This is a genomic window from Sphingomonas sp. HT-1 (assembly GCF_048568905.1).
Taxonomy (GTDB): Bacteria; Pseudomonadota; Alphaproteobacteria; order Sphingomonadales; family Sphingomonadaceae; genus Sphingomonas.
This window is the reverse complement of the sequence record NZ_CP183770.1, coordinates 2,585,104-2,597,865: the sequence shown is the minus strand read 5'-3', so window position 1 is coordinate 2,597,865 and position 12,762 is coordinate 2,585,104. Positions and strand designations below refer to the sequence as shown.

General features: G+C 60.3%; 8 protein-coding genes. 1 reads left to right on the top strand and 7 read right to left on the bottom strand.

All coding sequences use genetic code 11. The annotated features are described in order from the left end of the window. Nucleotides 1–32 precede the first annotated feature (32 nt). The 7 genes from ACNFJ7_RS12010 to ACNFJ7_RS11980 all read right to left on the bottom strand — a co-directional run bounded on the left by ACNFJ7_RS12010 (nucleotide 33) and on the right by ACNFJ7_RS11980 (nucleotide 10,024). Entirely contained in the window at nucleotides 33–665 is a 633-nt protein-coding gene (locus ACNFJ7_RS12010; RefSeq protein ID WP_026008906.1) for an HAD family hydrolase, read from the bottom strand. 10 nt (nucleotides 666–675) lie between these two features. After that, nucleotides 676–1,308, bottom strand: coding sequence for a hypothetical protein (locus ACNFJ7_RS12005; protein ID WP_019368279.1), 633 nt, complete (start codon nucleotides 1,306–1,308; stop codon nucleotides 676–678). Nucleotides 1,309–1,348: 40 nt separating this feature from the next. Further along, complete coding sequence (locus ACNFJ7_RS12000) at nucleotides 1,349–3,361, bottom strand: hypothetical protein (RefSeq protein WP_152997824.1); 2,013 nt, start codon at nucleotides 3,359–3,361, stop codon at nucleotides 1,349–1,351. Then, on the bottom strand, nucleotides 3,358–4,683 hold the full coding sequence (locus ACNFJ7_RS11995) for a polysaccharide biosynthesis/export family protein (protein ID WP_082664461.1): 1,326 nt from the start codon (nucleotides 4,681–4,683) through the stop codon (nucleotides 3,358–3,360). The genes ACNFJ7_RS12000 and ACNFJ7_RS11995 overlap by 4 nt, the downstream gene beginning before the upstream one ends. Nucleotides 4,684–4,701: 18 nt before the next feature. Next, entirely contained in the window at nucleotides 4,702–7,851 is a 3,150-nt protein-coding gene (locus tag ACNFJ7_RS11990) for a glycosyltransferase family 2 protein (RefSeq protein ID WP_160327954.1), read from the bottom strand. Between the two features lie 164 nt (nucleotides 7,852–8,015). Beyond that, the gene (locus tag ACNFJ7_RS11985) at nucleotides 8,016–8,537 is read right to left on the bottom strand and encodes a glycosyltransferase family 9 protein (RefSeq protein WP_419724245.1); all 522 of its coding nucleotides are present in this window, start codon (nucleotides 8,535–8,537) and stop codon (nucleotides 8,016–8,018) included. A 2-nt stretch (nucleotides 8,538–8,539) separates the two neighbouring features. Further along, on the bottom strand, nucleotides 8,540–10,024 hold the full coding sequence (locus tag ACNFJ7_RS11980) for a glycosyltransferase family 9 protein (protein WP_152997825.1): 1,485 nt from the start codon (nucleotides 10,022–10,024) through the stop codon (nucleotides 8,540–8,542). A gap of 176 nt (nucleotides 10,025–10,200) precedes the next feature. Here ACNFJ7_RS11980 and ACNFJ7_RS11975 point away from each other — a divergent pair, with 176 nt between their 5' ends. Continuing rightward, nucleotides 10,201–12,750: a glycosyltransferase family 2 protein gene (locus ACNFJ7_RS11975; protein ID WP_019368284.1), complete on the top strand. Its 2,550-nt coding sequence runs from the start codon at nucleotides 10,201–10,203 to the stop codon at nucleotides 12,748–12,750. The last annotated feature ends 12 nt before the right edge of the window (nucleotides 12,751–12,762 follow it).

Here is a 12,762-nt window from a genome sequence, read left to right as displayed (position 1 = left end):
GAGCGGGACGAGAATTTGCACGGTGAGATTCCTCAGTTCGCTGCGGCAGCGTTGATCGCGTCGATCGTCTGGCGGATGCGGGGATAGGTGACGTCATCGGTTGTACCGATCGTCATTAGATGCGCCCCCGAGGCGCGAGCGGCCTGGATGCCGTGGTCATTATCTTCCAGAATAAGCGTCTCGGCCGGCGTAACCCCCAGCTTTTCCATCGCGAGGTTATAGATCGCGGGATCGGGCTTGCCGCGTTCGACGTGCTGTGCCGACAGCTGGAGATCAAGATACGCATCGAGCTTCGAAAGGCTCATCATCAGCTTGACCGAATCAACAATCGAGTTCGAGCAGACGGCGAGGTGATAGCCCTGTTGCTTCAGGCGCGAGAGAGCATCGCGATGGTGAAACACCGGACGGCAACGAGCATAAGCGATTTCCTGCGTGAAACTCTGCTTCAACCGGTTGGTGAAGTCATGCAGACCCCGCGGGAACCCGCGCGTCTTCGTCAGCATGTTCAACTTGTCGCGCGTTGGAAGTCCGTCGAAGGTAGCGAGATGCGCATCTCGAGCGATTTCCATGCCGAAATGGGTGAGCGCAAGATTCAGCGCCTCATAGTGCCAGTCTTTAGCTTCGATGAGAACGCCGTCCATATCGAAGAGTACTGCTTTAATCATGTTGTCTTCCTCACCTCTCGAAATAGGCGCGTGCTTGATCGGGAAAGTCGGTACACAGTTGCAGCCGCTTTCGAAAGTGGGGTTCGATATTCTTCCAGCAGGCCCATGCATCAAGATGAGGACGGCGGTGCAGTTCCGGCGACACGAGTGCAAGGTCGCCTGCGACGTGCATGCCGGCTTCAGCGATGGCGGAAGCATCAGCGAACGGACGCTCGAAACAATCCATCCACACGCCCGCAGCATCCGCATCGAGCGGGGAAGCCCCCTCGAATTCGCTCCTGCGCACGTAGAATGGAATGCCTGCCTTGCGGTAGCCCAAGAGATCGGGAACCGACATATCGAACACGACATAATTGGTAACGTCAGCCGAGGCCAGGCTGCGCTGCAGCGCTTCCTGCAACCCGTCGGCCTTGACGTTCAGTGCCAGCTTGGTCCGCTCAGGATATTCCAGATATATTTCAAGAAATCGGTCAAAATGCATCGCCCCATCTACCGGGGGATCATGGCTAATCACCAGACCCCCTTCGTGATCGCGAACATCAGTCTCTATCCCGAAACCATTCTCGAATGCGCGCCGGATCGCACGCTCGCTGTTCTTTTCTTCCGGCGTGCGCCAGAAGCCACGATGCGCCAGATAGTCCACGTTCCCCCCTATCAGTCAATATTTGCCCCCGGCCGTTCGCTCAGACTAGCGAGTTCAGGAACTCGGCCATACCCGCAACTGTGGTCCGCCGGGCATCCTCTTCAATCTCGGCGCGCATCTGCTCCACCGTTCGCCGACCCCGATAGATTTCGAACTCAACGGATGAACGCAGGATTTCACGGATCTTGGTCGCGTGTTCGAACAAGATCGTGCGGAGGTGCGTGTGCGGGAAAAGGCGAACCCGATACGCTGCATTGACGGGCGTGTTCGGCGCAACGATTGACTGCAGCAATTGGTACCCGTCCATCAGCCGCTCGAAGGCAGCCCGGTCCACCACCATGTAGCGGTCGCCGACCCCCTCGATATAGGTCGCATGAGGGTCGTGGTCGAACATGCCCCAGTTGGTCTCGCCGGACCGAATCTGGGCGTCGACCAGATTGCCCAGCGGCCCCGCCAGATTGGTGAGATCGGACCGGATTAACAGGGCATGGGTAACCGGCCGAGCCGCCCGCTGTTCGGCCTCGGCAACAAGAGCGCGGTGCGCGGATATGCGGTTCCACATGCGGCCTTGGTTCAACACCGGGATCGAATTGCCGAACACCTCCTTCAGCCGCTCGCCAAGCTCCCCCATGTAGCGCTCGTCTTCCTCGATGGAAACGAGCGCATCGGCGATGAACTGGCCCTGCAACGTCGCCGCATCCAGGCTCTGTGTCTCGCGCCCTTCGTCGATAAGCTTGCGCGTAATCGTCGGTATGTACGCCGCAGCGTCGCGCACCTGCATCAGCCGGTGCGATGCGAGCCGATCCATGATCGGCACCGGGAGCAGATCCCGCAGGAAGGAATAACCGTCCTGCTCCTGAAGCTCGCGCTGGCCGCTGTCCTTCCACGTCGCAATGCCGAAGCTCAGCGAGCCCCCGCTCTCCACGAAAGCGGAGAACTGCTGCTGCAGATAGTCTGCAAGCGGCGCGAGCAGATATTTGCCGAAGCGCACCTGCCCGAACAGGCCGACATAGAGATGCCGCCCGACAGGCGCCGCCTGTGCCGCGTAGGTCGGCGCGAGGCTTCCTAGTGCGGCAAACGCCTCAGGCGGCTGAAGGTCAAGTCGTAGCTTGCGGGCCTTGACCTCCAGAGCGTTGAGCACGGCGGCGGTGCGGAGCTTGCGCGCGCTGTCGTCGGGCGCGGTTACGCTGCAATGGTCCACCATCATACGGGCAGCGGTCTGCGCATAGGCAGGATCGCCCTCATCCGCGAAGTTCAAGAACGCCTTGACGAAGACTGCGTCGGATGCGGCATCCGGCTTGCGCAGCAGGCGATCGACCATCTGACGCGCCTCGTCCCATCGCCTGGTCGCCACCATATAGGCGAGCGCGGTGGAAAGGATGGTCGTCGGCGCATTTTCCGGCAAGTGGCTGAGCAAACGCGCGAAAACGTCTGCGCGCAGATGCAGCGCATCGGGCCTGAGGAAGGTCCATTCTTGAAGATGGATGAACAGGTCGTCCGGTGCGTCGATGGACGCGATCAGATCCTGCAGCAGGGTCTCGGCCACCATCAGACGTGCCGCGTGCATTTGCTGGCTGGGCAAGAGGTCGATGAACGGCGAGGCCAGATCGACGCTGTGGCTGGCAAGCGCCGCAAGCAGATCCTTCCGAAGTCGCGCGAAGCTTGGGACCCCCGCCACGGCCTCTTGGGGGACGCCACGCAACCACGTCATGGCCTCGGACAGGCGACCATTTTGGCGGTGGTGATGCGCCATCAGCAAACGGATGTGCGGATGCGCCTGCAATGATTCCGGCATCCCGGCCAGGATACGGTCCGGCACATCCGATACACTAAAGGTCGTCGTGACGACCAGCAGTTCGAGCGTGGCGCGAAAATGGCTCGGATCGCTTGCCACCAGAGCCTCCAGGCCCACCGCGGCAGCGGCAACGTCACCGGCGTCGCGAATCGCAACCCATTCCGATACCTGGTCATCCAACGACACCGTATTGCCCCTCCCCATCCAGACCTTCCCGTTTCGCGGTCCCCGCAGACGACTTCGCTGCCGTCCAATCATTGCGAAAGCGCCCTTGCCGTGATGAACGGAGAGAACAACTGGTTCAAAATACCGACGAACTTGGAGATGCGATTAATCTTGGCGTTGCTGATATACAACACGTCCCCCTTACGCATCATGAACTTCTGCGCGAGGAAATAACTCTGCGGCTGCATCAGATCCAAGCGGTAGATCGTAGGCTTCGCCTCCGATCCGTCGATAGGTCGCACGTAGCGAAACAGGAAGATCGCCTTTGGATTGGCCAGCGCGTCGTTCGGTCCACCGGCACGCGCGATAGCCTCGGCAAGGCTCAACTCGGTCTGGTCGAACGGAACCTGCGTCACCTTGGTCGCAGCTCCGAACACCGTATAGGTCTGCGGCTCCTTGATAAGCTCGATGACGTCGTCCGCCTGCAGGCGGATGTCATCGGCGGCGCCAACCCGAATCCGATCGAGACGCTCTTCGATCACGCGACCGCGGCGACTGAAGCGCACCAGAATGTCCTGCGCGTTGCTCGCCGTCCCGCCCGCTTCCGCGATCGCCGCGGAAAGCCGCTCGCCGCGCAAGGTCAGCTCGATTCGGCCCGGTTTGCGAACATCTCCGGTCACGTAGACGGTGTTGCTCAGATTGCGCTTGAGCATCACCAGCGCCTGCGGGGCCTGCGAACGACGCGCATATCCCTGCTCGACCATCTTGCCGATTTCCGTCGGTGTTCGCCCGGCCACCATCAGAGTTCCGACATAGGGCAGCTTGATCGTCCCATTCCGATCGACGAGCACCGTGTCGAAATCCTGCGCCCGCGCCGCAGGCATCGGCGCCTCGCCATTCGCTACCATGGCGCCAAACATACTGACGCCGACCTCGAACAGCTTGATCGAAAGCACGTCACCAGGCCCGACAACGTCGTTCGTGGCCGCACCCGCACCTTCGGCGAATTGCGCTAGCGTTATGATCTTTTCATCGGCCTGGCGGCTTTCGTCGACCATGGTGGTAATCAGCGGCAGGGTAATGTCCTGCAACCGCATGCCGATCTGGTCCTGCGGGCTGCCGACCACGCGCGTTACCTGACCCGCCGTCGGGCCGTTCGTTGGCAAGGTCGCACAGGCCGAGAGGCTGGCCGCGCCCGCCATCAACACCCAGGCGCGCGACTTCCGAAACGATTGGGTAAACAGCAACTTTCTCCAGAATTGCGCCGACCCCAATTTCGGCGAACAGCAAGGTCGTTTAGGCATCGCCAGCGAGCCCTTATCCGCAAGAAGACAACAGCTCAACCGGAAGCTGGGCACGCCCAACCAAGGGAGCGTTTCCGGCATGGCGGGCGGCAGGACAACCCACGTCGGCATTGCCTGCCACTACCGCCTTCAGTGCCGAAGCGTGGCAATATTGATGCCGAAATCCTCGCGATCATATGGGAGATTCGGAGAATAGAACGGATCTACCATCAGCTTGCGTCCCCAGCGCGACTGCATGAACCGAACCTCGCTCGCAGCTCGCGCCATCTTTTCCGGCGTATCTTCGGCACCGCGGGAGATACTCTCGTGATGGAATAGCTTCGCGAATGGCGTAAATAGGTTACGATATCCCGCCTCCCGAACGCGCAGACAAAGGTCGACATCGTTGAAAGCAACGCTCAGCTCCTCTTCAAGTCCACCGACCTCAAAGAAGACGTCCTTGCGCAGGAAAAGACAAGCCGCCGTTACCGCAGAGAGGTTTTGGTGAACTTGCAGGCGATTGAAGTATCCCGCCGCATCATGCGGGAAGAATTTGTGCGAGTGGCCCGCACATCCGCCAATGCCGACAATTACGCCAGCGTGCTGAATCGACATATCGGGATAGAATAGCTTCGCACCGACACAGCCGATTTCCGGCTGAATCGCCCACGCTGTCATTTCCTCGATCCAGTCCGGCGTAATCACTTCCACATCGTTGTTGACGAGGGCGATTACCGGACCCTTGGCATGCTCTGCCGCGAAGTTGTTGATCTTGGAGTAGTTGAACGGGTGCGGATAGGGCAGAACCCGTACACCTGCGATCTGCGAAATCTCAGCAAAATATTTTAGCGATTCAGGCTGCACGGAGCCATTGTCGACCACGAGAATCTCGTAGTTGTCATAGGTCGATTTCTCCAAAATCGAGTCCACGGCAACCTTCAGAATATCCACCTTGTCTCGCGTCGGAATGATCAGCGAAACCAGCGGCCGCTCCTCCGGAAGCTCGTGACGAACGCGATAGTGATGGACCTGATCTATGATCTCGACTTTCGCACGCCGCTTGGTTCGTTCCAAATGGTCGCGGACGGAGGCCCTGCCGCTCTCCAGCACATAGTCCTTCTGCTCGTTGCCAAGCGCGGTCGAGCCAGTGAGTGCCCGCCAGTGGTACAAAACGTAGGGCAGATGCCCCACCTCAGACGGCTTGAGGTTCTCCACGATCCTAAAGATGAGATCGTGATCCTGGCTACCTTCAAAGCCGACGCGCCACCCCCCTGCATCGCGAACCAGATCCGTGCGAACCACGGTCATATGGTTCATGTAGTTCTGCGCAAGCAGCAACTCTGGTGAGAAATCAGGCTTGAAATAGGGGTCAAATCGTTGACCGCGCTCATCGAGCTTGTCCTCATCGGAGTAGAGGATTTTGACCTCAGGATGCTCCGCGATATGTTCCGCCGCGAACAGCAGGGCGTGCGGCGCAAGGACGTCGTCATGATCGAGCATGGCAATCCAACTGCCGCTGGCCAGCTCCAGAGCGGAGTTGGAGGCTTGGCAGATATGGCCGTTTTCCGGTCGGAACAGCACCTTAATGCGATGGTCCTGCGCAGCCGCTTCTTCGAGAGTCCGTCGCACATGGGGCTGTGTCGACGCATCATCCGCGATGCAGAGCTCCCAATTATCGTAGATCTGGCCTCGCACGCTGGCGATCATTTCCGCCAACGACGCAGCCGGCGGATTGTAGACGGGCACGACGACGCTGATACGCGGCCGCTGCTTTAGAGCCTCATTCCGCAATTTCAGCTCAACAGCGCCCTTCGCGCTCTGGAATTCGTTCCGAGCGATCCAGTGCGTGTAGCCCGCATCGCCAGAGGGAGACAGAGCACGGGTAAGAACGACGGCGGCAGGCGCATCCGGCCGCCGACTGGCCTCCATCGAGACGCGCAACAGAAGCTTGGAGGTTCCAGCCTCGCCAAGGTCGCCGAATTCCTCCGCGCAATAGGCGTCGGTCGTGAGCGGGGTCACCTCCAGCATGGAAATGCTCGCGGTGCCGATGCTCGCAGCCGGATCCCATCGCGCTGCCAAGAGGCGCCTTGGCGCGGCGACCGTCGCCTTATGAAAGCCGTCGCGATCGGGCACCAACGGAAGGGAGTTGGTTTCACTGAAGCCCGTTCCATAGTCGAGATAAAGCTGCCCCGTGGTCGCATGCCCGTCGATTGCCGCCCGAAATCGGAAGGACATCAGGTCGCCTTCGATCGCGGGTCCTGTCGGCTTCAGGATCAACCACGGATCGCCGCCCGTGAACTCGACGAAGTGCCCGTTGGCCGAGATCTCCATGTCGTTGCTTGCGAGTACTTCAACATTCTGGCCGATCTGCTCAAGCCGCTCATGCAGCGAAGCCAGCTTCTGCGCGGCCTCGACACCGGCCCCGAATTGCAACCGCCGCACGACTTCCTCAACCACCCAGGTGAGTCTACGACCTTGCAGCGCGTGCGCAATCGCCGGCTGTGTCAGCGCTTCTGCGATGATGGCGGCAGCGTCCAGGGACTGCGTTCCTTCAAGCAGCAGCCTGTCGGATGCCCAGGCAGCAACTGCCGATGGAACCAGATGGGTTATATAGCGTCCATCCATCGCCGGATAGGCAACCTTGGCAGCGAACTCGGGCGAAGCAATGAAATCGCATACGGATTCGGCCAGCGGGGTGTCGGGACGCTCAGCGGTGACCAGATCAGATTCGGGAGCCCGCTCCAAAAACAGCAAATAGCAGTTCTGCAGGTCCTCCCGACTGGTGGAGGCCTTCAATCGCGGCTTGCCCAGCCTGTCGGCGAACCGGGCCAGTTCCACTGCTCGGCCATCGCCGAGAGCCGCATCGAGCATACCCCCCAAGATCGGGTAGCGAAGACAAAAACCAAGCATGGGAGCCAAGTCCTGGATCTCCGCCAGTCGGGCCGCATCATGATCCCCCGGCAACAGCAAATCATGTACCCATCGGCGCAAATCGCCCGTCACAGGACCTTCGAATAGATTTGCGTCCAGTTCCCCCTGGAGAAAGGAACGCGTATCCTTTCGAAACTCTTCTGAGAACATGAATGCATGCAGAAGCTGCTGTCGTTCTATGCCCACCTTTTCCGCGATGACGGTTTCGTTTTCCGGTGGACGCCCTAGAATGAGGCGGTAGCAATTGATCACATCCTCGCCGGAAGCGGGCGCTGTCAGCCCACCTTCATTGGATTGATACTGCGAGGCCGTAAACGAAGCCGGTGATCCCGAAAACATGCGCTTTAGCCGGCGCGCTACCTCTTGCATCGAATACTCCATCCCCGAGTCTCAAACCCCCGCTTCAAACAGATAATAGCCGGCGTCGCGCGCGCTATCGCCCAATAGCCGGCCGAGAGACAACCCCGTTTCCGCAGCGCAGCATTGGTTTCCACCGTGGACTTTGTGCCATCCCTGCGGCTGTTTTCAAGCGTCTAGCGAGGAACCAACGGCTCCTTGAAGGATAGCACGCGCTGCACGGCAGACAAAACGTCGCTGGGCTCGATATCGCGAAGGCAAGACTTGTCAAATCGGCATTGCGATAGTCGATCCAGATGACAAGGCGAACACCAGATGTCCCGCGAGACAATGATAACGTTGGGACCTACCGGCCGCCACTCGCGTCGCTGGTGCGATCCACCAAAAATACAGACAGTCGGCACGCCTGCGCTTGCAGCAAGATGTGCGACGCCGGAATTGTTGCCGATTACGCAACTTGCCCGGAGGATGGCAGTCTGGACCACCGGCCAGGGATGCCGACCACAATCGTTAAGGACACGTCGCGAGTCCAATGGCCGCACGATCTCGTTCGCGCGCAATGCCTGCGCCTTGGTTCCGATAAGACGAACAGTCGCTCCCGGCAAGAAATCTACCAGCATTCCCACCAGTGTACGATAGTGCTCCGCCGGCCAGTCTCTCACGAAACTATTGGAAAAGGGCGATAGCACGACCTCCATCGTCATGCAGCCGGGGCGACGAGATGCCCCGTCTCTTGAAGACGCTGCGTTACCAGATGAACCAGTAGTGCCAGGTATTCAGACTGGTGGAGGACATTTGCCGAGCCTCGACGGTATAATTTGCCGCCATAGAAACTGAACGGAAACGCCCGCTTCCAGCGCGGCGCCCAAAGCCGGAACTGGAAGACGCCCCCTTCGGGCCCGACTTCAAACTCGAAGTCCGGCACTGATCCGCTCGTCACGGTTTTTGCCTGAAGGACCGAATCATCGAGAACGACGTCCATCGTAAGCGTTGCGCCCTGTCGCGCCGCCTCGATCTCGATGCGCGGCTGAAAAATATAGCTGCCATGCCGGAGGCGCCGATAGGGGCCCCAGAGCAAGGCGCCTCGTTTCGGCCGCCGAGATCCCATGAAGATCGTTCGATAGGGACTGGTGCTGCAAACCGTGGACGACGCGAAGGCGCCATGGTCCCAGAGCGCCTCGGTTGAGGTTTCCCGGCCGTCGCGACTGTGGTCGATCGGCAAGAAGATGTCGAGGAAGGGGTGATCTTCGCTGTTCCCTAGCCCTGCACGCACATCGGCGGACACGCCTGCCAGCAGGAAACGCGTATCGGCATCGGTCCGTAAGTCGATCGCGATATCATAGTGACCGGTCAGTATTGTCTCGAAAAGCGCGCGTTGCCCACGGACGTCAACCGCCTCTTCGCTGGCGTTACGTGGGAAAACCGAGAACAGGGTGACAGTGTCCACTAGTCCGCAGTCGCGGGCAAGATCCGCGTTCCAGGGGCCGACAACTAGTTCGATATGCGCCTGCGGAAAGGCAGCACGAAGCTGCCGAAGCGCCGGCACGGCCAGCACGAAATCGCCGAGATGATCGAGCTTCAGCAACAGGATCCGCGCGGGAGCGGGACGCCGGGCGGCAATTTCAACGCGGGTGGCGGGTGGATAAAAGAGCGCAGGCTCCGCTGGCGCTGGGTCAGCCTGAGGCAACAACGTCCAAGCTGGCGGCCTGATCCGCTCAATCATGAGCACGATGTCGCAGGCACCGCTGGGCGGCGTATCCAAGGAAAGACTATAATCATACTGCTGATCGTCGTCGCACAACATTCGAACGCGATAGCTGTTGGGCTCAAGCGCCTCTTCGATTTCTCCAGCGAGCGAGGCGGGGGTGTACAAACGCCTCTGTTGCGGTTCCCAGGTTGCCGGCAATGTGATTTGCCGGTCGCGAAGAAATGCATGTGGAACGATTATGACAAGATGGCCGCCCACACGGGTTGCCCCGAACCAAGCTTGAAGCGCTGCCCGATAGTCGCCCGCATGATGCAACCGGTGGTCCGCAATTACCGCCGCGTGCACCCCGTCTGCCGCACACGCTCCATCCGCTTGGATAACAAAGGCCTCGGCCAGCGACAGCCCCGTGAGCGTCTCAAGACGACGGCGCCTGGGTTCGCTCATCACGGAGGAGGCAGCGGCGCGCTGCTGTTGCACGAGGATATCCTGTAATCGAAAAGGAAGCCTCGTTAGCCCTAGCGGGACTTTCTAAAATGGTCGAGGGAGACCAGTACGAATATAGACCTCGCGATGCGCAGCCGATAAAGCCGCCCCGCGTTCGTCCGCCAGCTTCGACGCTGCGGATGTGGCGACGGACGGAGAATCGTGACTTCATGACAGGTTATATTCGCGACGACACTCCTACTGCCGAGGACGTCCGCTTCCTGTTCCGCCTGGCGCTCGGCCGCCTGCCGTCGGCGGAGGAATTGGCAACGGCGTTGAACCAGCCGATGTCTGTTTGCGTGCCGGGCCTGTTTCGCAGCCGTGATTTTAAGGCGTTGCGCAGTCGGGTCGCGCGCAGGCTTCCGCTCGACGCTGGTGATCATGCCATTCCGCCCGATGCGGCACTTCTCCGCTGGGCCGCGGACTTCTTCCCCGTTCCGCATCCGACCCGCGAAGCCGTTCGCCGCGCAAGCGATTGGCCCAACCTGTTCGAGGTACTGTTCAGCGACTGGCGTTTTCGCAAGCACATTGCGCGGGAATGGCGCGGCCTCTCGTTGCGCGCCTTTCTTGCCGGCCTTCGCGCATTGCAGAAGGCGCCGGCCAGCATCATCGGCGCAGTCGATGCCTGGTCAGATTCGAGCGTACGTGGCTGGGCCGCGGACCGCTATATGCCTGATCGATCGCTGATCGTTGAGATATGGCTTGGGGGACGTTTCATCGCGGCAGGCCGGACGGGCACCGGGCAAGAGCATCCCGTAGGTGACCAGTGGAGCCATGCGGGGTCCACCGGCTTCACCATTTCCATCCCGGCAGGCGCACTCGCCGGCACCGATCGTCTGGCAGAGGTTCGGGAGGCGAACAGCGGTTTCGTGATTGGCCGTTTCGAAACGCGCGACTTCAGGGCGCCGCCGGTCGACGCGATCGGTGAAATTCGCGACCAACTTCGCGCGTTGCGGCAGATGATCGATCGGATCGAGAGCAAACTGCCCGACTTCCAGGCAGCTCTTGGCTTTTCGCTCGACAGCTATGACGCGTATTTCGAGGCCTATTACGCGCCTTTACAGGAGCAAGCCGTGGCAGGCGCCGCCCACGCCCCAATGTGTGTGCTTGTCGACGCGATTGAGGCGTCACCGGCCACACTCGCACGCACACTCGCAACGCTGGACCGGCAGACAGCCCAGCCCGCGGAACTGATGTTGCTGTACCGCGAAGGCGACGCGGCGCTGGAGATGCTCGCTCTCGTCGACTCCTATCGAACCAGCAACGGGCACCGAACGCTTGTTTCCGCACAAAGCATCAGCGGATCGACACTGGCTCCTATCGCCAACGCGCTCGTAGCGAAGTCGGATCAGCCCTACATCTTGTGGTTGCCCGCCGGCTGTGCACTTGCTCCTGACGCGATCGAAATGTTCGCATCCACACTGTCCGCAGGCGCGGCGATTGCCTTTTCGGACTCGGACCAGCTGGAGGGGGAACCGTGGTCGGTCCGGCCGCGTCATGTCGCGCCTCAATTCCGCGCTTCATTTGACGCGACCCGTGCCTTGCAACAGGATATCTGCGGCCCAGTATTGGCGATCCAGCGGAACCGGTTAGTCGATGTGTCTCTGCGAGATGGCTTTGGCACCGCAGCGCTATACGAATTCATCTTACGCGCCGCACACTCGGGTGCGGCACCGCGTCATGTTCCCCGCATCCTCTATCATATTGAGCATCGTAAGGAAGCCGAGGTTGCCGATCGTCTGAAGGCGGTTGAAGCGCTCCTATCGGAGTTCCATCCCGCCGCTACGGTAGAGCCGATGCGTGACGTGATGGAGACACCGACGCAGGCGCTGCGCGTGCGATGGCCACTTCCCAAGACGAAAGTTGCCATCATCGTTCCGACCCGCGACAGGCTAGACCTTCTCATGCCATGTCTAGGCAGCATCGAGGCCTCGATCTCGCATAATCAAGTAGACCTGGAACTGATCGTCGTCGACAATCAGAGCCAGGAACCGGAAACGGAGCGGTTCCTCCGAAAAGTGGAATCGTCTGCGGTAGGGCGCGTCGTGCGATATGACGGTAGCTTCAATTGGGCGGCGATGAACAATGTGGCGGCCGGCCATTCTGATGCTGACATCTTCGTCTTCCTCAACAACGACACCGTAATTCTGTCCCCCGACTGCTGGGATGCGCTCACCGCCCAGGCGCTGCGCCCCGAAGTGGGTGCGGTGGGCGCACGTCTTCTCTACGCGGATGGCACGGTCCAGCACGCGGGCGTTGTGATGGATGAATGGCACAGTTTCGCGAGCCATGAAGGCACGGGCTTAGCGGGAAACGCGGGAGGCTATCTCGATCGCAACCTCGTCGCCCGGGAGGTTTCGATGGTGACTGGAGCATGTCTCGCCACGCGCGCCGATGTTTTCCGGCGGATTGGCGGCTTCGATGCGACCGCCTTTCCAGTAGAAGGCAACGACACCGACTATTGCCTGCGCGTCCGCTCCCTAGGGCTGAAGGTTCTGTATGAGGGGCAGGCCTGCCTCTATCATTTCGAGTCCAAATCACGCGGGTACAATGACGACGCGTACAAGCAAAACCGGGCGTTCGCTGCGACACAGATGCTGAAGGCGCGCTGGCCGACTTATGCGACGGATCCCTATTATAATCCGCATTTCGACCGCTTAGCGCCGCCCTTCACACGCCTTCAGGCGCCCCGGCCTTTCCAAAGCGCGTTTCGAGCGTAGGAAGCCCCATGC